The following is a 22235-nucleotide window of genomic DNA, read 5'->3' on the forward strand; positions in this document are numbered from 1 at the left end:
TTTTTTGTCGAGAAACCATCAAGAGTTGAAACACTTCTCTTTTTAATGTCTTTATGTTTGTTAGTTTATAATCTTGGTCAAAGAGAACTGAGAAATTGTCTCAAAAGAGCCAAAACTGGAGTCAAGAATCAAGTGGGAAAAATAACAGATAATCCTACATTAAGATGGATATTTCAATGTTTTCAAGGGATTCACTTTGTCTGTTTACGAGGTATCAAACAAGTAGTTAATTTAACAAAAGATCGTAAGAACACTTTAACTTTCTTGCCTTCATCTTGCCTAAAATATTATATTTTATCTGGCTAATTAATTATTATTATTGTTTAATTACTTAATTAAATTTTATCATTTCAAGTCAGACTAATTCAATTATTGTTGTTTAGCTGTTCTCAATAAACTAGATTTATTGAGAACCAATTATTTTAGTTCTATTCAAACTAAAGAGAACTATTTATTATTCAGTACTTTTACTGATTCTAGTATCTCTTTTAGGAGATTATTTTTCTGATTGCTTTATGCTCCGTTTTGACGTGCGGAATGTGGGTAGTAATCTAAAAAGTTACAGATAAATTAGCATCACATATAGCAAGCTTACGTACAATTTTATAGATTTTTCAAACTTTAAAATTTTGAAAAAACAAGATTAATAATAGTTATAGATGTATTTTCCAAGATTTAGAGAAAATCTATTAAGCAAGCGATCTCTGTAGGTGTCATCAAGCTCAATTAAATAAATTAACCCTTATCAAAAAGCGCGTAAAACTTGGAAAAAAAAGCCTAGAGTAAAGATTTTGAGATTCTTTAGGGTAACAAGACAAAAAAGAGAACAAGACCTAAATTAGGTCAGAAAAATAAATAAGACTCTACTAAACCTGTGACTAAAATTAATCCAATAATTTATCAAACAAAAATTAGACGCATTTCTGAAAAATAATCATTGTCAGTTGTTGCTATATATGATGAGTTATTCGATCTTTATGGTTGAGTTATTATTAAATATTGGGTTCTTTTTTAGATATCTCTCGATACTTCTGCAAGAAGTCTAATAAGCATATACAGCAGTTTGCACATCAACTTTATTTTGCAAATAATTCTAAAATACCAATTACTAGAAAATTACTAGAAGATAAATACGTTTATTTGCACTTAAAGACTAATATCTATTTATCTTATTGACTAGAAAAAGACTAGACAATTGCAACTTATAAATTACTGTATCCTTATATTAGATACGGCGTTTAAGCGCATAATAAAACGGGACAGACGGGACTCGAACCCGCGACCTCCTGCGTGACAGGCAGGCATTCTAACCAGCTGAACTACTGTCCCTTGTTTTTTTCACTCACACTAGTATAAGTTCTTTTAAATTAGTTGTCAATTTTTTGGGGAAATTGCGCTCAATATCCAGTTAATGGTTCAGTAAGTGTATTTAATTATACTAAACCAAGGGCGACAAGGAAATTCGCCAAAGAAGTGGTGCGATCGCGCGAGCAATCACAACATGAGAAGGCGCACCAAGAGATACTTACCAAGACACCTCTCTTCTAACAACCAACATCCTAAACCAATTCTCTAACATCAGTAACTTCTCCTTTTAGCGCAGCAGCAACTACCATTGCAGGACTCATTAAAAGAGTTCTTCCAGTAGCCGAACCTTGACGACCTTTAAAATTACGATTGGAAGACGATGCGCTAATATTATCTCCCTGTAATTTATCAGGATTCATTGCCAAACACATCGAGCAACCAGGTTCGCGCCATTCAAAACCCGCTTCGGTAAAAATTTTGTCTAAGCCTTCTGCTTCTGCTGCTTGCTTAACTTTTTCTGAACCAGGAACCACAAAAGCTTTGACCCCAGATGCTACTTGTTTTCCTTGAGCAAATTTGGCAGCTTCTTGTAAATCGCTGAGTCTACCATTAGTGCAACTACCAATGAAGCAAACATCGATTTTTGTTCCTTTGATAGACTGTCCAGGAGTTAATTGCATATACTGATAAGCTTCTTGTGCCAGAGCTTGTTCGCTTTCCACCAGACTATCAGGGGTAGGTATGTGTTCGCTGACTCCTATTCCCTGTCCTGGGGTAATTCCCCAAGTTACCGTGGGTTCAATGTCGGCTGCATCAAAAGTAACCACATCATCATACTCTGCATCCTCGTCACTACGAATGCTTGTCCACCACTCAACTGCTCTATCCCAAGCTGTTCCTTGAGGTGCAAATTCTTTTTCTTTGAGGTAGTCAAAAGTTACACGATCTGGATTTACGTAACCACAACGCGCTCCCCCTTCAATAGCCATATTACAGACGGTCATTCTCTCTTCCATAGTCATCGCTTCAAAAGTGCTACCAGCATACTCATAGGCATAACCTACACCACCTTTGACCCCTAATTTGCGGATAATATGTAAAACAACATCTTTAGCATAAACTCCTGGAGGTAACTCGCCATTTACTTCAATTTTGCGGACTTTAAGTTTCGATAAAGCCAGAGTTTGCGAAGCTAAAACGTCTCTTACTTGGGATGTGCCAATGCCAAAAGCGATCGCTCCAAAAGCCCCGTGGGTGGAGGTGTGGGAATCACCACAGGCTACAGTCATTCCTGGTTGAGTTAAACCCTGCTCAGGTGCAATTACGTGGACAATCCCCTGAGAGCCAGAGCCAATATTATAAAATCTGATGCCATAGTCTTTAGTATTTTTTTCTAGCTCCTGGATCATCTCTTCTGCTAAAACATCCACAAAAGGACGAGCCTGATCTTCTGTGGGAACGATATGATCTACTGTGGCAACGGTGCGTTCTGGATAAAGGACTTTTAAGCCTCTTTCTCTCAGCATAGCAAAGGCTTGAGGACTGGTTACTTCATGAATTAGGTGCAGCCCGATAAATAACTGGGTTTGTCCCGATGGTAATGTGCCGACAGTATGTAAATCCCAAACTTTATCGAATAATGTTCCTTTGCTCATAGTTGGCTACTGGTAAGAGTCTTAAATGTCAGTCTTCTATTTTACAATTAATTCTGGGCGTTACTGACTTTGAGGTATGCAATAAATTATGTTATGTTCGCTCCGTTAAAATGTAGTATAAAGCGATCGAATTATATTTATGAGCTAAAATGATAATGTCCCAAAGCGCGAAAAGCTTAAGGAGGTTGACTATGGCTGAGTCGGTATCTGTTTTCACCACAATGACCCTTACTACACAAACTCGATAAGGTCACAGAGGATTTGATTCAAAGCTTTTGATCTAACTCCCTTTTAAAATGGGTGAGATTCCTTTGTGAGCCTTAAACCAGTTTCACAAAACAGGAATCTAACAATGAACTTAGAATTATTAGGCTGGAATAGTACTTTAGCTTCCAGTTTTAAGCCATACGCTAAAGATGGCTACTCCGTTGGGAGAATTACTTTGGAGTACAGAGGTGAATATACTCTCTACAGCGAGTTGGGCTACGTGCGCGCTAAAATTTCTGGGAAACTAAGGCATCAGATAACTGATGGTGGAGACTTTCTGGCTATAGGCGATTGGGTAATTATTAAAACCAAACAGAATGAGCCTAATGCCACAATTTACGGCGTTCTGCCGAGGACAAGTAAATTTTCTCGGAAAACATTAGCAGGAAAGACAAGGGAGCAAATCGTTGCTGCCAACATAGATACAGTATTTTTAGTATCTGGACTGGACAATGACTTCAACTTGAGGCGGATTGAACGTTATTTAATTCTTACGTGGGAAAGTGGCGCAAATCCAGTTATTGTCTTGAATAAAGCCGACGCTTGCGCTTTTGTAGAACAGTGCGTTGCAGAAGTAGAAACTATTGCTCCTGGCGTTCCCATTATCGTATTAAGTGCAGTTTTGAACCAGGGACTCGATGAACTAAAAAATTACATCCAGCCTGGTAAGACTGTTGCTATGCTAGGCTCTTCTGGAGTGGGTAAATCAACGATCGCCAATCTACTGATGGGGGAAGAGCTTCAAAAAGTTCAAGCTGTTCGACATGGGGACGATCGTGGCAAACACACTACCACTCATCGAGAGTTGTTTGTGTTACCTGGTGGTGGGGTAATCATAGACACTCCTGGGATGCGAGAAGTCCAGATTTGGGCAACCGAAAGTAGTTTTGAGCAAGCCTTCACGGATATTGAGATGCTAGCTAAAAAGTGCCGTTTTCGCGATTGTCAGCACAGTCACGAACCCGATTGTGCAGTGCAGAATGCGATCGCTCAGGGAATACTTGATGAAAGACGCTTTCTCAATTATCTAAAGTTGCACAAAGAACTAAACTACCTCAATCGAAAACAAAAGCAGCTTAAGCAATTTAAGAGCAAATCTCAATGGAAAAAGATTACTAAAGCGATGCGTCAGCATTATAAAAGACATGATGAGGGTTAAGCTGAGATGCAGTAAAATCTAGGTAAGTGACCTGATTAAGTGATCTGATTCTGACATTAAAAATGGCACTTATGAGTGTGATTAGCAGGGGTAAAATCTCGATTTTTCGTTGATGGACTTCTGCTAATATTATTTAGCTTTTGCTCGTCTATCCCAACAAACAAATTTATAAAGCTCCCCAATGGTTTCTCTAAATCGTTCAACGATTACGTATCTTAGGATTAAGAATTTCGCTTAAGCCTTCTCCTACTAAAGATAGACCAGTAACCATCAGAGTCATTGCCAATCCAGGGAAGGTTGCAGACCACCAAATACCAGTAGGTAGAGCATCTAAAGCTAGACGTAAATCATGACCCCATTCAGGAATTTCTGGGGGAAGTCCTAAACCGAGAAATCCTAAACCACCGAGAATCAAAATCGCATCTGCTGCATTGAGAGTAAATAAAACAGGTACACTTTGAATAACGTTAAAAAAGAGATAACGAGAGAGTATTCTACGGGTAGATGCTCCCATCGCTTGGGCTGCTTCGATGAATAATTCTGTTTTAACGCTTACAGTATGGTTGCGAACTAGACGGTAATATTGAGGAACATAGGCAATACTAAGAGCGATCGCTGCATTGATAACACCTTTCCCTACTACAAAAGCCAGCGTAACTGATAATAACAACCCTGGTAAAGTGTAAATAGTATCCATCAGAAACAGCAAAATTTTATCTGCTTTACCTCCTAAATAGCCACTTACTAAACCAAGGGGGACTCCTAAAATTAAACTAAGAGTGGTCGCTAAAATCACTACTTTTAAAGCTGCTTGACTACCAAATAGGGTACGGGAAAAAACATCATAGCCTTGGCGAGTTGTCCCAAACCAATAATTAACTCCTGGGGGTTCGTGAATCGGATTGATTAATGAGTCTGTAGGGCTTTGTAACCATCCCCATCCTTCTAAGGTAGGAGCAAGGAAAGCAATTAGGATAAAACCAGTAGTAATAACTAATCCTATTGTAGTGAGCTTAAAAGATAAGTTACCACGAAATCCTTTAAATAATTTGAGCTTAATTGTGGCTGCCATAATCCGTCTATTTTAGCTTCGTCGGCATTATAGCTCTTTGGGAGCTTGTGATGTAAGCAGGTTTAAATAACTGGTTAATTTGTGTATCTAACGTAAAAACTAGCTCGATCGCTGATGGGAATCACATTAAATTCAATGAATTGTTTTTCATATTACTTATAATTTTTTATGAGCTTCAACTAAGTAAACATAAATTAGTAAAAATAAAAACTACAAGTGGGAGTGTCTTCAAACTAAGATACTCCCACTTTTTTTGGTTGCTATTCATTATTTATTGTTAGTTCATACTAAATCCTGTTAATAGATATTGTCTAAAATATAAGCTGTAAAGGTTTTCCGCGTTCCCGCTTCATTCTGAAAACTATACTTGGCGAATCGGATTTAGTACAAGTTAGGTTGAAAAATTTAACTACGCAATAGCAATATCAATCATTTTCGTACCCTTCTAACCTGATATGCGATTAAACTACATATTTTCTGGTGAGAAATATATTTTTTCCTCACTTGCTTTATCTGCTACCCACAGCGAGTACAAAAAAAGCCAATTAAATTTAGGTAACAGCTTAACCTATTTCTTTTATCCAAGCCTTACTAAGCAATAAAACTTTGGCGCAATACAGCTTATTCACGTAAACTTTGAAAGCGATAAATATTAAAAATATTAAATAGATCGAATAAAATTCCAACAAAGCTACAAGCTAAACCTAAAGTAACTATTCCCGTAATTGGCTTTCCAGTACCAAAGACTGCCAAAAACTCTAAAATGCTATCGACTGATTGATGACCAAATGCTATCAAACCAGGGATTAGGCTAACTATTACTGCGAATGCGAAAATCAGTCCCACTATAACCACAGGAAGCGCAAAGCTAATCGTGGCTGCGAGAACTAGGGAAACGACGAAACTAGATGCGACTCTCATACTTTATGCTTTTGCTAGAGAATACTGAGCATTTTTCTGCCTAGTAACACCATAGGCTGAACTTTTTTTTTTAGCTGCAAATGACAAGAATCTTAAAACTTTATAAAATTTCTTGTTTAACATTGATTAAGTTACGATTCTGTGTGTTGTTTAATTTTGATGGTTCAGCTAAAAAAGATTTGACTATTTCTAAGTAAGTCTCTTCGGCTTCTAACATAGGAAAATGACCAGTATTAAGGATTTCTTGGTACTCTAGCTGCGGATTAAGCTGACTTGCTTGCTTTCCCATCTTCGCAGGTATAATTTGGTCTTTTTCTCCCGAAACCATTAATGTGTGGATCTTAATCTGAGCAAACTCTTTCGGCATTATATCCACTGCTTGTTTACTTACAGAAGTATAAATTGTACCTAAAGCAGCTTCATAATTTGCTAAGAGAAAATCTTCTAAGAAGGCAAAACGATCGCTTTTCTGAATCGGACGGCTTAAAAACCGCGCCATAAACATTCTGTCGGCAAAGGGTACTTGTAAAAACCAGTTGTAACGGAACTTGACGACATAACTCCCAAATTTGTGAAAAGCTGCAAAGGCTCTTTTGTCGTATTCAAAAATACCGTTACAAGCTAAAACAGCCTGGTGAACGCGATCGCTATAACGATTAATAAATAAAGTGGCGATCGACGATCCCATAGAATGAGCATGAAGATAAACTCGATCGATTTCTAAAGTATTGAGAAGAATTATTAAATCTTCGGCATACTCTTCCAAGTCATAACTGAGGTTAGTTTTTTCTGTGGGTAAGCTAGAACGCCCAAAACCTCGCAAATCGTACAATAAACAATCGTATTCTTCGGATAGAGCGATCGCTGTACTGTGCCAATAACGCGCTGAACCTCCCCAACCATGCACAAATACCATCACGGGTTTTTGCTGATTATCTGCGGAGGAACGAATCCATTCATAGTAGTGATTGACACCACGAACATTAATTAAAGGCATTATAGTTACCAAATCTTTGTGACTATTTTTATAAGTACCAAAAGAAACAGGCTCAAATTGCTAATGTACTTAAAAGTTTAAAGTTATTGTTTTTTAATCACGCCAAATGTCTTTTTAAAACAGAGGGTGTTGCTTGACGTACTCGACATTTAATCGTTGCTTTGTTGAGCCGTTGGTGAGCTTCAAAACGATGACAGCCAGAAAAACCGTAATATTTTCCTTCTACTTCCAAAATATCTACGGGTTCTCTTAAACCTTCTATCGCAATAGATTCCATTAGTTGAGTTACTTTATTGGAGTCGGTTTGTCTTGGTAGTGGTCGGCGAATTTGTTGTAGAGGAATTTCTTTGATTGTTACCATAACTGCTAAGTCATACTCGTTATGAGTTTAATTATAGCAAGATTTTAGAGTGACAATTTGGTTTTCTCAAGAAAGGTTTCTCTTCCTTGGGAGCGACCCCTTGGAAACCCATGCAGTTTAGCTGGCGAAATAAGTTTTGTAGAGCGAACTTCGCAGATTCAAAATTAGTCCTCATTTCTCGTTCCTTAGTTGACCAACAACTAGCCAAGTCCATAATGAGCTATAATTCAAAGCCATTAATACTAAAATTCGTTAAATTAAATAGTGCTATCAACATTTAATTACATATAGCGTTAATTGATTATGGTTTATTAGAGTAGAGTGGGCGATATCTATCCTAGATCGACATAATTTTTGATTAATTCGCCACAATTAGCTATTTTTCCCTTGTTTTTTCCTTAAACACAATTTAGATGAACTCTTCTGCTATTTTAGACCTTAAACAGTTATTTCCTTTTAAATTAGACAATTTCCAACAAAAAGCGATCGCTGCCTTAAACGCTGATAAATCGGTTATTGTTTGTGCGCCTACGGGTTCGGGAAAGACTTTAATTGGGGAATATGCCATCTATCGGGCGATATCTAGGGGAAAAAGGGTATTTTACACCACACCTTTAAAGGCTCTTTCTAATCAAAAGTTTCGTGATTTTCAAGAATTATTTGGTGCAGACAATCCCAAAGGAGTTGGTTTAATTACAGGGGATATTTTAATTAATCCTGATGCTGCGGTGCTGATTATGACCACCGAGATTTTCCGTAATATGCTCTACGAAACTCCTATCGGACAAGTAGGGACATCTCTAGATGACGTGGATGCAGTAGTGTTAGATGAATGCCATTATTTGGGCGATCGCGTTCGGGGAACAGTGTGGGAAGAATCGATTATTTACTGTCCGCCACAAATCCAGATAGTAGGTCTTTCAGCAACTATTGGCAATCCTGAAGAGTTAACCGACTGGATTAATCAAATACGTAATGTGGGTAATCAGAGAAGAAAAAAATTCGATTGTCAGCTAATTAATTCTGATTATCGTCCAGTACCCTTGCGATTTTTCTTCTGCGATCGCAATAAAATGTATCCCTTACTCGATGGGAAACAGGAGAAATTAAATCCGAAATTAAAAGCTTTAATGCCCAAAAATGACGGTAAAAAGCGAAGACTAAAACAAAAAGATTGCCCAGGAGTAGTTCAGGTTGTTAAACAATTGCAAGCTAAAGATATGCTTCCTGCTATTTATATTATCTTTAGTCGCATGGGATGCGATCGGGCAGTCAATCAATTAGATAATGCTGTTTTGGTAAATAACCACGAAGCAGAACAAATTGAAAACTTTTTGCTCCACTTCTTTTTAGACCGTAATTTAGAACTGCAACAGGCTCTCATAGATTACTTTACTCCACGCAATGGCGATCTTACAGAATTAATCAGGGGATTCATTGCTAATAATCAAGATTCCCCAATCAAATTAGCTAATTACTTAAACAGTAACCCCAATCAACAATACCTATTGTGGGAATTCCTCACTACCAAATCTCAAGTAGTTCGCATCGATCAAGTAGAACCCTTATTACGAGGTATTGCCTCCCATCACGCAGGATTATTACCTGCTTGGAAAGAATTAGTAGAGAGACTATTTGAATTAGGTTTAGTCAAAATAGTATTTGCCACCGCTACCTTAGCAGCAGGGATTAATATGCCCGCCCGCACTACAGTTATATCGGCTCTTTCCAAACGTACTGATGCTGGACACGCGATGTTAACCCCCTCCGAATTCCTCCAAATAGCAGGGAGAGCAGGGCGCAGAGGAAAAGACCAAGTAGGTTATGTTGTTACTATTCAAAGTCCCTTTGAAGGCGCGAAAGAAGCAGCTTATCTGGCAACCTCCGAAGCCGAACCCCTACGCAGTCGCTTTACTCCCTCCTATGGAATGGTGTTAAACCTCTTGCAGAAAAACAGTATTAACGAAGCCAAAGAACTCTTAGAAAAAAGTTTTGCCGAATATTTGGCACAGAAAAAACTCGCCCCCGAACAACAGGCGATCGCTGAAATTACGACTAAACTAGCCAAACTAGATGTGGAATTAGCTCCAATTTCCCCTAATAAACTTACCAGCTATCAAAAACTTCAAGAAAGAAAAAAAGAAGAACAAAGATTATTAAGCATCCTGCGCCAGCAAGCCGAAGCAACTCGTAAAAAAGCGATTAAATCCCTTATTCCGATGTTATCTGCTGGCAAAATAGTCGGTTTAAAAGGAAAACACCTTCAAGTTAGTTCTCCTCTAGCAGCCGTGGTAATCATGAAAATACCAGGCTCAGGAAAAGCGGAGAATTTAGTCTGTTTAGGAGTTGATAACGATTGGTATGTAGTTGCTAATGGTGACATTGCCGAAATCAACGAAGGAACTCTCGATAATGCCGATATTTCGCGTATTTCTCTGCCTACCCTCAACAATCATCGCTTAGGAAAACTGCAACCAGGTAACGAAGAAACTGCGATCATTGCCAACCTCATCTCTAACAACCTAATTCCTGCACCTCCTGCACCAGAAGTCACCGAACAACAAATCAGACTCGATGCAGTTCAAGAGCAAATCGATGCCCATCCCCTCAGAAAATGGGATAATCCCAACAAACTATTGCGAAAACAGCAGAAAAGACAAGCCTTACAAGAACAACTTCATCGCACCCAAATCAAATATCAAAAACAAAAATCTAACCAATCCTATTATTGGGATGACTTTCTCAGCTTAATTACCATTCTCCAAGAATTTGAAGCCTTAGACGGTTACATCCCCACCCCATTAGGACAAGCTGCTGCTACTATCCGAGGTGATAACGAATTATGGCTTGCTTTAGCTTTCGTATCAGGAGAATTAGAAATCCTCGAACCCCATCACCTAGCTGCTGCGGTAGCTGCTCTCATTAGTGAACCTCCCCGTGGAGATACTTGGTGTGAATATCCCCCACCACCAGAAGTCTTAGAAGTCTTAGGCATTAAAAAACGCGCCTCAGAATCAGAATCAGAAACCACCTCTGTTTTAAGACAAATCCGCCCTCATCTCTTCCAAGTTCAACATCGCAACGGTGTAACTTTTCCTATCTGGCGCGAATATGAACTTATTGGTTTAGCGGAACAATGGGCATTGGGCATTGAATGGAATGAACTTTGCGAAAGCACTAATCTAGCAGAAGGAGATATTGTCAGAACATTAAGGCGTACTATCGATGTCCTCTGGCAAATTCCTCAAATTCCTAATATTTCCTCTACTTTGTTGAATAATGCGCGGGATGCTATTTCGGGAATGAAGCGATTTCCTATTTAATATTTAATCTTTGATATTTCGTTGATTTGAATCACAGTTACTTAAATCAGAATAAATATAATTCAAAACAGCCAAGCATTAATTTGCTCACTAAAAATATTAGCAATAATTGATAAAGCGATTGTCACCAATATCCATTTAATAACACCAAGAGTTTTATCGATGTTTTCAACTTTTGGTTTGACATAAGCCATGTCTTGTTTTAATTGTGATAAATCTTCTTTGAGTTGTGAAGTGTCTTGCTCAACAACCACTAATCTTTCAGAGTTTTTAATTAACTGCTGTAAGATTGCACCTTCATATTGTTGTTTTGATTCTGCATTGGTCATAAGTTTTATCTATTTTTTAAAAGGAGATATACCTATTTTTATTTTACCGCATATAGCTTGACAAAGCGATCGCTAAATTAATTGATGTTATAAACAAGTGATTGTATTTACTAATAAATTAAATTTTCACCCATAAACTCATCCCAATAATTGAGGAATCAACTCTTCAATTTGACAAGGATGAAGAAAAGCAGGGCGAGGATGTTTACCCATAGTAGTATCGCAATTCAAAACAGACTCTCTCATATTTTCAGGAATACCATCAACGCCTACTGCTGCACCTATCAAACCACCTACAATACAGGCATTCGTATCTGTATCTCCGCCACCTCTCAACGTTTCAGCGATCGCATTTTCGTAATCCGAACCTAATAGTAAATGTCTAAAAGCATGAGTAAAAGCAATCTTTATAAAGCCAATATGCGGAAAATAAGGCACATTAACATTATCTGCTGCATCATAAAGCCAACTGCTGACTTCTGCCCAACAGTGATATTGATAGCTATCTTTGACTGAATTTGCTTGATAATCTAACCACATCCTTGCATCATTAAACGCTAACTCTCTATGACCTGGGTGCTGAATTAAGGTAGCAATGGCAATACAGTAACAAGCCACTGCATAACCACAACTATTATTAGGATGAGACAAAGAAGTATCCTGTATGGCAAAGTTAGCGATTTCTGCAATATCTAAATTGTGTCCCCAAATACCTAAAGGAGTAATTCGCATTAAACTACCATTGGCTTTTGAACCCAAACACATTTTAGATGCCGACTTTTTCATAACTGCTGCATAACCTTCGTGGCTAACATCAATATCTCTGTATGAACCTAAAGAATAGGATGTTGTAAAACCCATATCAAAAGGGCGCGACTCTACCCACTCAGCATAATGACGGGCAATTATTTCTAAGTCAAACTGTTCGCATTCGGATAAGGCTCGCGCCAAACAAAGGGTTAACTCTCCATCATCGGTAATTTGTCCTGGTGCTACTTGTAAATCTCCACCACCAGGCATATTCTTCGCCCAAGCAACTTCTTCTGGTGTAGGATCGTGTTCGAGGAATTCTAAAGTTGCTCCCGCAGCGTCACCCACCAAGGCACCTAATAAGCAACCTGTAGCAGTATTGTATTTATCTTGGTTCATCAAGTAATTCTCGAAAAAAGATACTTATAATCTTTGATTTTTGTCTTTAAATTATTATTTTATCGTAATTTTTAGAAGAGCGATCGCTTTTTATTTTCTAACAACCATACAGTTATAATTTAAAACAGCAAAGCATTGATTTGTTCGCTAAAAATATTAGCAATAATTGATAAAGCGATTGTCACCAATACCCATTTAATAATACCAAGAGTTTTATCGATGTTTTTAACTTTTGGTTTGACATAAGCCATGTCTTGTTTTAGTCGTGATAAATCTTCTTTGAGTTGTGAAGTGTCTCGATCGACAACCACTAATCTTTCAGAGTTTTTGATTAACTGCTGTAAGATTGCACCTTCATATTGTTGTTTTGATTCTGCATTGGTCATAGATTTTATTCTACCGTCATAGTCTTAAAAAGCGATCGCTAACTATATTGCGCTGAAAAGAAAAGAGGTCTATTATTCTATTCTCAATGGTCAAAAAGTGATTTCTCTGACCAAACTTAGAAACAAAGGTAAAACTGGATTAGTAGCATCAGGACTCCAAGCGACAGCAGTGTTTAACTCTGGAGTTGGTTCTATCAAATTCTGGAAAACTACCCCGTGTCTTCCCAATGAACGCACCGAACTGTGTATCAAACTAATTCCCATTCCTGCTGCTACTAAACCTAAAATGGTTTGCTGGGGAATAGCTTCTTGTATTACGTTAGGACTAAAGCCAGCTTGTCTGCATAAACTAATAATTTGGTCGTACAACACCGAACCAATTTGACGAGGAAAAAGAATAAATGGCTCATTTGCTAACTGCTTAATAGAAATAGCGATAGACGTATCTTGAGCTAAAAAATGAGTATCGGGCAAAGCCACAACTAAGTTTTCGTGGGTAATCGTTTCCAAAAATAAGGTATTGTCATCAATTGGGGGATGCAATATACCAAGATGAATTTCTCCAGAGCGCAGTGCTGCAACTTGCTCTATGGTTTGCAGTCGCTTCAAAGTCAAGTCAACTTGAGGATAAAGCTGCTTAAATTGACGCACAGCCATAGGAAGCACAATATTGAGAGCCGAACCAGTAAATCCAATGGTGATTCCGCCAATTTTTCCTTGATTTGCTTGTTGCGCTAAATTTATGGCTGATTTTGCTTGCTCTAGGGTCTTTCTGGCTTCTTTTAAGAAAATTTGTCCGACTTCAGTTAAACGTACTGTACGCTTGGTGCGATAAAAAAGCTGAACCCCTATTTCATCTTCTAAATTACGAATTTGACGACTTAGAGGTTGTTGAGCGATACAAAGACGTTTTGCTGCTCTTCCAAAATGAAGTTCCTCTGCAACAGCTACAAAATAGCGGAGATGGCGTAATTCCATTTGAACCTATAGGGTGTTAATCAGTAATAAAAAATGTGTTGGACATCCATAAAGTTTAACTTTTAATATTTACAGATAAATAACAAAATAATTTCGATAAATGAAAGTATTCTCTTTCTGGTTCTCATTCAAAGCTCTATTTCAGGCTTTTTGTGTTTTATTTTGGAAAAAAAACCTAGTTAAAAACTTGTTGCTACTCATCTATTTTGCGATCGCAATTATCTTCTTCAACCCGTCTTCTGTATCTGCAACCATTCCTAGAGCAGAAAGGGCTGTTTTGTTCTATTTTGACGGTCTACATCCCGATGCGATCTCTCGTTTTGATTTACCAAATTTGAAACAATTACAGGCAGAAGGTACAACAGTTGAAACAGCAATTATGACCTTTCCTTGGCATCCAACTACGGGAGCTTATGGACAGATGCATACGACTTCTTTACCTAACCCAATCACAATGACGGGCAATTTATTCTTGCAACCCAATCAACCGATGCTACAGGATATGTTTCCTCGCGATGTGGAAACAGCGATCGCCACAGGAAGTAAAGCTTATGACTCGATTTCTTCTGGCTTTGATATAGTTAATTTACTCGATACATCTGATGCTGAAATAACAGATATTATTTTGGAAACCCTAGAACAACATGACCCTAAGTTTTATCGGATTCAACTTCAAGATGTCGGTCGTGCTGGCTATCAAACAATCAATGCTCCCGATGGTACACCTTGGCAAGCTGATATTTGGCATCCAGATTCACCTTACGAAGAAGCTGTAAAAGAAGCAGATCGGCAGCTAGGTCGCTTTATTGCCAAAATGGAAGAACTAGGACGCTGGGACAACACCTTTTTTGTATTTATGGCAGACGGACAATCTCGTCATGGCTGGCATATACCAATGGACGAGGAAAGTTGGCAAACACCAATGATTTTTCATGGACCCAATGTGAAATCAGGACAGACAATTCCTTACGCAGAAATTATTGATGTCATACCGACAATGGCAAACGCCCTGGGTATAGAACCGCCTAATTCGGGTGCGGGTTCTGGTCGTGTCTTGGAGTCAATTTTTGAGGATCGAACAGAAACTACATCAGACGTACCGCGTCGTATGTTGCAATTTAACCAACAGATCGAGCAATATTTGTTACTCACAGCAGAGCTTCGGTTATTATCTGTTAAAGATCCTCGTGCAGATAATGTTTTGATGTTAGAGCGTAATGCTAATGCTCTTGCTTTCATAGATGGTATAGATGGTGTATCTCCATTTTTGGGTATTGAGCAGATAGATCGCTGGTCTGAAGCAGAATCTTTTGACCAATTACTCGAACGCAATCAAGCAGCACTTGAGTATCTTCGCCAACAACTAGCTCGTTTCAAAACTGAGTAGTTTTTGATTAAAATCAGCTAAAACTTGATTAAATCCGAAAAACATCCACGAAAATTTGTCCTTCGTTTCCGAGTCTGCGCCGATCTGGAGAATCATAAAAAACCATCAAACCATCTTCTTGTTCCCAACAGGAATAAAGTGCTAAACCTTCGGCATGATCTGAACCAATAACAAAAGGTAAATCGAATAAAGGAAAAAGTTTATCATCTTGTTTTTGAATTGTATCTCCTTCACTTTGGGCTGCATTGCACCAGCGAAAAATCTGCATTTCCCCTTCTAAAGACATGGTAGGGCCAGCTAAAACCAGTAAATCTTCATTTTGCCAGCATAATTCCCGTATTCCCAAACCATTGAGGTTTAAAAAGTGTTTTTTATACTTCGCTCCATTGTCACCAATTTCTTTAAAGGTTAAAACTCCTGATGAGGCTTCTGTGAGTTCAATTTCTAGAATAATCGCCCAACCACGTAAAACAGGTCCTCGTAAACCCAGAAACAAGCGTTCGTCTTTAATTGCTAACCCTTCAATATCTAAGCCGTTGTCTTTGGAAGGAATGCTCGCTTCGATAAATGGCTTAAGATGTCGATCTTCTTTGAGAGTTTCAAACAAAATATTACGTTCTTCTGTGGTTTGTAAACAGGCTGCGGTTAAGTTGTTGCTATCGTCAGAAGAATAAGAGTGAATCAATTTACCATCAATTACAGGAATTCTTGCCAAGATAAAACGATTGAGATCGGTTGTGATGGTTGCTAATCGCTCTAGATTCGTTTCTAAATCATCTTTTTTTGGTTTTTTGCGTTTGGTACTGTGAGAACCTGTTAACCATAGATATCCGTCAGCAAAGTCCATCCCTTCGATGTCTATTTCATCATCGGTATTAAACAAGTCAATGTAGTCTTTCAATAAAAAACGCTGATGTTCCCCATAGCTATAACAACCCACAGGAGAAAGTCTCTCTACACCAACCATTTCGTCTGAACCCACCCATAAATGACCATCGGGACTAAAGGCTGCTGCGGAGATATCCCCAATAATGTCTTCTTTTTTGGCTGCAAAATGGAGTAAAACGCGAGTGAGTAAAAAGTAAGGAGATGAAGACATCATAATTTGTGGTGTAGCTAATTTGACTAAGTAAAGACAAGCTCCGTTTTTATAATACGGAATACTATTGACGATGATTGTATTGAAAAATTACTCAGAATAAATCTATCGCAGAAAGTATTATTAAACAAAGCAACCATAATTTATCAACAACTAGAATGGCTTTAACTCGCGAAGCTTTACAATCGAAACTTCTACAACAACTGTTAGCTCATCCCGAACTAGGTTTTAAAATATTAAGTGATGAAGAATTACTAGCATCTATTCGTAACACCTTACAGCAAAAATCTACCGATGAATTATGGATCTTTGCTTATGGCTCTTTAATTTGGAATCCGTTATTTGAATATCTTGAAAGATGTGTTGTCACAATTGAAGGCTGGCAACGTAAATTTTGTCTTTTAGCACCAATAGGAAGAGGAACAATTGAAAATCCTGGCTTAGTTTTAGGGTTGGAAAAAGGTCAATACTGTCAAGGAATAGCTTATCGTTTGCCTATTAATGAGCATCTAGAATCAGAACTATTATTATTGTGGCGTAGAGAAATGGTTGTGGATTCTTATATTCCCACTTGGGTTAAAACAAAAAGAGGTAATAAAGAAATAGAAACACTAACTTTCACTGTTAATCCCCAACATCCAGTATACGTAAATAACTTATCAAAAGCTAATATTGTTGAATCTTTAGCCACCGCCAGAGGTGCGATAGGCTCATCTTCTGAATATTTAAGCCATACGGTAAAAGGCTTATTAGCTGAGGGAATTGAAGATCGAAAATTAATTGAACTTGAGCATTTAGTTAAAGCAAAACAAAAAGAAGAAAGTCAATAATTACCCATAATACCAAAGAAAAAGGCTTGACACTGCCAAGCCCATAAAAACAAATAATATGGATTAAAAAAATTTATCGATCCAGTGTTACTTTAGCCAGCAACTAACATCAATACCCAACTTACTACCTAACTTGAATAAAGGTTTAAGCTGAGATACATTCCAACGACAACTATTACTAGACACGATACAATCAGGAATAATTTTCTGTTTTAAACAAGGAAAATAAATTTCTTGTGCGCGTCCTAAATATAGACCAAGATGAAGTTGTTCTCCAATATCAATTATTTGTTGAATACGTTGAACATCGGTTTCTAAAGTTTCAGGCTCGCCATCGTAAAGTAGTTGCCATAACAAACGTAAAATCAGTTGTTCCAAAACAGTATTTACTTGGGAAATGTTGAGTTTACATTTGAGATGATTGGCTTCTGTAACAATTGCTTGAAGCTCTTTTAATTGGTAATCGATTTCCCCAGGTTCAGCTACGGCTGTTTCTAAGGCAAAAATTACTTCTTGAGCGCGATGGGAAAGAGCTACTTCGGCTGCTACTTGCAATTCTTGGGGGATAGCTAGGTCTTCCCGTTGAAAAGCTAAGAGAACACTGTAATTTTCTCGATATACTTGAGTATAAAGCTGATTGAGTCTTTTTTTCGTGTTTTCTGTTAACTTACTCATGACGCGATGTCTTTCTTCGGCAAACAGATGTTGTAAATTAAAACAGCGATCGCCGAAAACTCGATTCATCACTAGAATACTTTGAGCAGCACTAGCTTGTTTAAACACGCCGAAAAGTTCTTCTTTGATTTCGGTATAAGTCAAACGACTCAAGAAAGGTTTAATACAGCAATGGAAATCCCAGCCACCTAAATGCAGAGCAGCAAAGGTAAAGTGTTGATTTTCCCAGGTTGTTTCTGAAGTTAGTTTAACCTGTCCGATCGCCAGGCTCATTGTACCGATATTTTGCTTATGATAGTCTAGCTGCTCTATCGTGTAGCAATGAATAGATTCTCTGGAAGAATAGGTGCTAAATAAAGAACTGATAGCATAGTGAGCAGCAACTTGCTCTAAACTTACCTGAGAAGGAATTACCAATTTGCGATAAACTTCTGTTCCATTACTAAAGTCTGGAACATTACTAGGTGCGTGCGCCAAACGACTCATAAACTCTAGCTGGTGATGCATTCCCCCCAGTTCCCCTGCTAGCTGCATCGCACGGGAAGCATAACGTAAAATTTGGACTCCTTCTGGTCGAGAAAGCTCATCAAAAAACCAACCACAACTGGTATACATCAATAAACAATGACGCTGCATTTCTAACAGTCTTAAAGCGTCAATTTGTTCTTCGTTAGTCAAAGGATGCTGTTGATGTCTGGCTAAAAATTGCTGAACTTGTTCTCGCGGGCGAGATTCGCCGATTACGATAACATATTCATCTCTGGCTAACCAAGGATCGTTAAAGAATTTTTCCCCTATTTCTTCGTAAACTGTAGCCAGGCGATCGCGTAACCAATCCAAACTGTCTCTTAGGGGTTCACGCCATTTCTGAGTCCATGTACCACCGCCACCGCAACCACAATCACTGCGCCAACGCTCTACCCCGTGGGCGCAACTCCAAGCAGTTACAGGCTTTAACACCACTTCCCAACGAGGAGGATTAATACTGAGATAATGGGCATAGTTAGTTACTGTCCAGCTTTTACCCATAAATACTTCTGTGAAAGCATAAGCAAGGCATTTTTCTGTACCTCCCTTGTGATGACCAAAAGTTTCTCCATCGGTGGCTACACTAATTAACTGTGCTTGACGATGATCTCCTCTAACTGCTTGTCCTAATCTGATTGCTAAATTATCGGCAGTGTTTAGCGCGTCACTAAAGCCCATATCACGAGAAATTGGGCCATCATAAAAGAAAACGTCTATGTATCGACCATCTTCGATAAAGCAGCGATAAGGACGAGTGGGATCGATTTGTGAACCCCCTACCTCATGCCATTCTGAATTGGGGTTTTCGTCTGTGGGTAATGGGCGACAACGTTCTGCTTGAGAAGGTGCCAGAATAATAAAGCGGATATCTTCGTCAATTAAAGCTTTCACCGTAGGATAATCCACTGCTGTTTCTGCTAACCACATACCCTCTGGCTCTCTACCAAAACGAGCGCGAAAATCCGCCTTTCCCCAACGAATTTGGGTGTATTTATCCCGTTCATTGGCTAAAGGTAAAATAATATGGTTATAAACCTGAGCGATCGCGTTTCCGTGTCCATTAAGTCTTGCTTGACTTTTGCGATCGCCTTCTATGATCCTTTGGTAAACTTCCAAATCGTACTTTTCCAACCACGACATTAAAGTTGCACCGATATTAAAACTGAGATACTCAAAATTATTAACGATACCGATTACTTGCTGGCGATCGTTTAAAACCCTAGCAAAAGCATTAGGACGATAGCATTCATGATGGATTCTTTCATTCCAATTATGATAAGGTTGTGCGCTTGGTTGTCGCTCAATAGCATTTAAGTAAGGGTTTTCTCTAGGTGGCTGATAATAATGTCCATGAATCGTAACGTAAACACCCTGAGCCTGTTTAATCGAATCGACTGGTTGAGATGTCTTGACAGTTTGTTGATTAGTACTTTTTTTAGGAGCAGAAACCATAGTTAATTATGCCTGAAGTATGATTGCAAAAATCTTTGTTTAAGAATTATCAAAGATAAGTAATTGTCTCTATTTTATTTAAACTTAATTACTTTTGGGGCTAAACTTTCTTAAGCTAACTTAACAACTTGTATTTTAAGATCATCAAAAAAAGCTTAAAAGTCATTTAATCTTGACTTAGTTGTTTACTTTTTTTAACTGAAAAGCAATCTTTTCTCAGAAATCTCAGCTATACTTAATTTTTCAAAAAATTCATAAATGAAAAATGTTAAATAAGAGATGAAAACGAATAAATAAAAACTGATGAAAGTCATAGGTTTGATTAGTGGCACTTCCATCGATGGAATTGATGCTGTTTTAGTAGAAATTACAGGAGAAAATTTAGACATAGAAATAGAATTATTAAACGCTGAAACCTATCCTTATCCAACAGAATTAAAAAGCAAAATTATCGAAGTTTGCCATAATCAAGCGATCTCGATGGCAGAATTAGCACAATTAGACGATGCCATTGCTTATCAATTTGCGATCTCTGCTCAAAACATTCAACAAAAGTTTCCCACAGCAACAATTATTGGCTCTCATGGTCAGACTGTTTATCATCGACCACCCATTTTAAGGAATGAGGAACGAGGAACGAGGAATAAGGAAGAAAAAATATTTACTGTAAAGGAAAATACAAATCAGCAAACAAAAAATCAGAAAGCAGAAGAAATAAGAGATCGAGACAGTAAGAGAAACAAAGAAAATTCATCTCTTATCCTTGGTTACAGTATGCAACTGGGGAGAGGGGAAGTAATTGCTAATCTGACAAGGATTCCCACAGTAAGTAACTTTCGCGCAGCCGATATTGCAGCAGGGGGACATGGTGCGCCTTTGGTTTCCAAAATAGATATTTGTCTGCTATCTCATCCAACCAAGCATCGAGTCATTCAAAATCTTGGGGGAATTGGTAACTTTACCTATCTTCCCCCTCGTAATAATCCAGATTGGGAACAGAAAATTTGTGGTTGGGACACTGGCCCTGCTAATGTTCTAATTGATTTAGCGATCTCTGAGTTAACTGATGGCAAACAAACTTATGATCGCAATGGTGAATTTGCATCTGGAGGAACACCATGTAAAAAGTTAGTTCAACAATGGCTAGAGCAAGACTACTTTTTGCAATCCCCACCAAAATCTACAGGTAGGGAATTATTTAATCAAGATTACCTCAATCAATGTTGGCAAGACGCTCAAACAGAAAACCTCTCTGACGCTGATTGGTTAGCCACTATCACCGAATTAACTGTAGCCTCTATCGCCCATAGTTATCGTACTTTTTTGCCACAAATTCCTGACGAAATACTATTGTGTGGTGGTGGTAGTCGTAATATTTACCTGAGACAACGCTTACAAGCTGAGTTAACATCGGCAAAGATACTAACTACAGACGAGGTAGGACTTGATGGAGATCACAAAGAGGCGATCGCCTTTGCTATTCTGGCATATTGGCGTTATCACTGTAATTTCCCTGGCAATGTACCCCAAGTAACATCCGCCAACAAACCAATGCTACTAGGAGACATTCATCTTCCTCAACTTTAAGTAAGGAGGAAGGAACAAAAGAGATTTCAGACCCCGCCGTCCACCCATCTCAAAGGCTTGCCGTCAAGTGGGATAATATCGTCGACAGGCGTTTACACCCATCGCATCTTCGTTTTTATACCCGTCGCATCTTCGTATTTATCCCCATCACATTGGAGGGTTTATGCCCGTCGTTTTGGGTGCAAGCGTCCGACTTAAACTTACCTTGGAAACCTTGCGCATTCGCGGACTTACCGAATGCTGAAATCAGAGGAATAATGAAACAAATAACAACCAACAACTAACAACTAACAACCCAAAATCCCCAATCCCTAATTTTTGTGAATCATAGCTTTCTATTAAAATCGGCAAAATGGAGTGTTGAAGGTCATCATTTCCAAAGAGATCGAGGCTTTACTCCCCTGAGAGGTTTTATCATAATTTCTTGGAAACAAGAAACCTGGTTTAAGATGGACACCCTACTTTCTGTCAATCAAAAATCTTCATCTGAAATTGTCTCTCAGTGTAAAGGACATTTTGATAATCAAAGAAAATCTTATACTTATGTTCTTCAACACAGTATTTTGGGAAATATAGAAGGAGAAGGTTGGTTAAGTTCTGATTCAATTATTCAACATTATTGGATCGTCGGCGCGACTCAACGTCGTTTGGGATTTGATACCTTCTATTGCCTGAGTGAAGACACTTACCACTTGACCAATGTTTATTTAGAAAGCCACAACCTCACAAGTACTATGGAAGCTACTCTCAAACATTTAATTTAATTTTTTGA

At 38.2% G+C, this 22235-nt stretch carries 17 protein-coding genes, 1 tRNA gene and 1 pseudogene; 7 read left to right on the top strand and 12 right to left on the bottom strand.

From position 1 onward, the window contains the following. Positions 1-306, top strand: a pseudogene (locus H1P_RS11825) (IS1634 family transposase); the annotation flags it as partial. A gap of 949 nt (positions 307-1255) precedes the next feature. Here H1P_RS11825 and H1P_RS11830 read toward each other — a convergent pair. Then, positions 1256-1329, bottom strand: a tRNA-Asp gene (locus H1P_RS11830). Between the two features lie 230 nt (positions 1330-1559). After that, positions 1560-2963: a 3-isopropylmalate dehydratase large subunit gene (leuC, locus tag H1P_RS11835; protein WP_144867320.1), complete on the bottom strand. Its 1404-nt coding sequence runs from the start codon at positions 2961-2963 to the stop codon at positions 1560-1562. Positions 2964-3315: 352 nt separating this feature from the next. On the opposite strand from leuC, the gene rsgA reads away from it, so the two are divergent. Then, positions 3316-4389, top strand: a complete 1074-nt coding sequence (gene rsgA / locus H1P_RS11840) for a ribosome small subunit-dependent GTPase A (RefSeq protein ID WP_144867321.1) — start codon at positions 3316-3318, stop codon at positions 4387-4389. A gap of 199 nt (positions 4390-4588) precedes the next feature. Here the strand turns inward: rsgA and H1P_RS11845 are convergent, their stop codons facing one another. The 4 genes from H1P_RS11845 to H1P_RS11860 form a co-directional block, all read right to left on the bottom strand. Further along, positions 4589-5461, bottom strand: a complete 873-nt coding sequence (locus tag H1P_RS11845) for an ABC transporter permease (RefSeq protein ID WP_144867322.1) — start codon at positions 5459-5461, stop codon at positions 4589-4591. 621 nt (positions 5462-6082) lie between these two features. Further along, complete coding sequence (locus H1P_RS11850) at positions 6083-6382, bottom strand: hypothetical protein (protein ID WP_144867323.1); 300 nt, start codon at positions 6380-6382, stop codon at positions 6083-6085. Between the two features lie 100 nt (positions 6383-6482). Beyond that, positions 6483-7379, bottom strand: coding sequence for an alpha/beta fold hydrolase (locus H1P_RS11855; protein ID WP_144867324.1), 897 nt, complete (start codon positions 7377-7379; stop codon positions 6483-6485). A 97-nt stretch (positions 7380-7476) separates the two neighbouring features. After that, positions 7477-7740, bottom strand: coding sequence for a sulfiredoxin (locus H1P_RS11860; RefSeq protein ID WP_144867325.1), 264 nt, complete (start codon positions 7738-7740; stop codon positions 7477-7479). A gap of 413 nt (positions 7741-8153) precedes the next feature. Here H1P_RS11860 and H1P_RS11865 point away from each other — a divergent pair, with 413 nt between their 5' ends. After that, positions 8154-11063, top strand: coding sequence for a DEAD/DEAH box helicase (locus H1P_RS11865; RefSeq protein WP_144867326.1), 2910 nt, complete (start codon positions 8154-8156; stop codon positions 11061-11063). Between the two features lie 62 nt (positions 11064-11125). Here the strand turns inward: H1P_RS11865 and H1P_RS11870 are convergent, their stop codons facing one another. The 4 genes from H1P_RS11870 to H1P_RS11885 form a co-directional block, all read right to left on the bottom strand. Beyond that, entirely contained in the window at positions 11126-11392 is a 267-nt protein-coding gene (locus H1P_RS11870; RefSeq protein WP_144867327.1) for a hypothetical protein, read from the bottom strand. 138 nt (positions 11393-11530) lie between these two features. Then, complete coding sequence (locus H1P_RS11875; protein ID WP_144867328.1) at positions 11531-12541, bottom strand: ADP-ribosylglycohydrolase family protein; 1011 nt, start codon at positions 12539-12541, stop codon at positions 11531-11533. 119 nt (positions 12542-12660) lie between these two features. Next, the gene (locus H1P_RS11880) at positions 12661-12927 is read right to left on the bottom strand and encodes a hypothetical protein (RefSeq protein WP_144867329.1); all 267 of its coding nucleotides are present in this window, start codon (positions 12925-12927) and stop codon (positions 12661-12663) included. Between the two features lie 90 nt (positions 12928-13017). Next, positions 13018-13905, bottom strand: coding sequence for a LysR family transcriptional regulator (locus H1P_RS11885; RefSeq protein WP_144867330.1), 888 nt, complete (start codon positions 13903-13905; stop codon positions 13018-13020). Between the two features lie 100 nt (positions 13906-14005). On the opposite strand from H1P_RS11885, the gene H1P_RS11890 reads away from it, so the two are divergent. Continuing rightward, positions 14006-15292, top strand: coding sequence for a sulfatase-like hydrolase/transferase (locus H1P_RS11890; protein ID WP_144867331.1), 1287 nt, complete (start codon positions 14006-14008; stop codon positions 15290-15292). 28 nt (positions 15293-15320) lie between these two features. Here H1P_RS11890 and H1P_RS11895 read toward each other — a convergent pair whose 3' ends face one another. Next, positions 15321-16391 (bottom strand): DUF3616 domain-containing protein, encoded by a 1071-nt coding sequence (locus H1P_RS11895; RefSeq protein ID WP_144867344.1) that lies wholly within the window; start codon positions 16389-16391, stop codon positions 15321-15323. 158 nt (positions 16392-16549) lie between these two features. On the opposite strand from H1P_RS11895, the gene H1P_RS11900 reads away from it, so the two are divergent. Next, the gene (locus H1P_RS11900) at positions 16550-17221 is read left to right on the top strand and encodes a gamma-glutamylcyclotransferase (protein WP_144867332.1); all 672 of its coding nucleotides are present in this window, start codon (positions 16550-16552) and stop codon (positions 17219-17221) included. A gap of 87 nt (positions 17222-17308) precedes the next feature. Here H1P_RS11900 and H1P_RS11905 read toward each other — a convergent pair whose 3' ends face one another. Continuing rightward, positions 17309-19876, bottom strand: a complete 2568-nt coding sequence (locus tag H1P_RS11905; protein WP_144867333.1) for a DUF3536 domain-containing protein — start codon at positions 19874-19876, stop codon at positions 17309-17311. Between the two features lie 303 nt (positions 19877-20179). On the opposite strand from H1P_RS11905, the gene H1P_RS11910 reads away from it, so the two are divergent. Both H1P_RS11910 and H1P_RS11915 read left to right on the top strand, forming a co-directional pair. Next, entirely contained in the window at positions 20180-21463 is a 1284-nt protein-coding gene (locus H1P_RS11910; protein ID WP_144867334.1) for an anhydro-N-acetylmuramic acid kinase, read from the top strand. 320 nt (positions 21464-21783) lie between these two features. Beyond that, the gene (locus H1P_RS11915; protein ID WP_144867335.1) at positions 21784-22227 is read left to right on the top strand and encodes a hypothetical protein; all 444 of its coding nucleotides are present in this window, start codon (positions 21784-21786) and stop codon (positions 22225-22227) included. Positions 22228-22235: the final 8 nt, after the last annotated feature.

Source organism: Hyella patelloides LEGE 07179 (assembly GCF_900659865.1).
In the GTDB taxonomy this organism is placed as follows: Bacteria; Cyanobacteriota; Cyanobacteriia; order Cyanobacteriales; family Xenococcaceae; genus Hyella; species Hyella patelloides.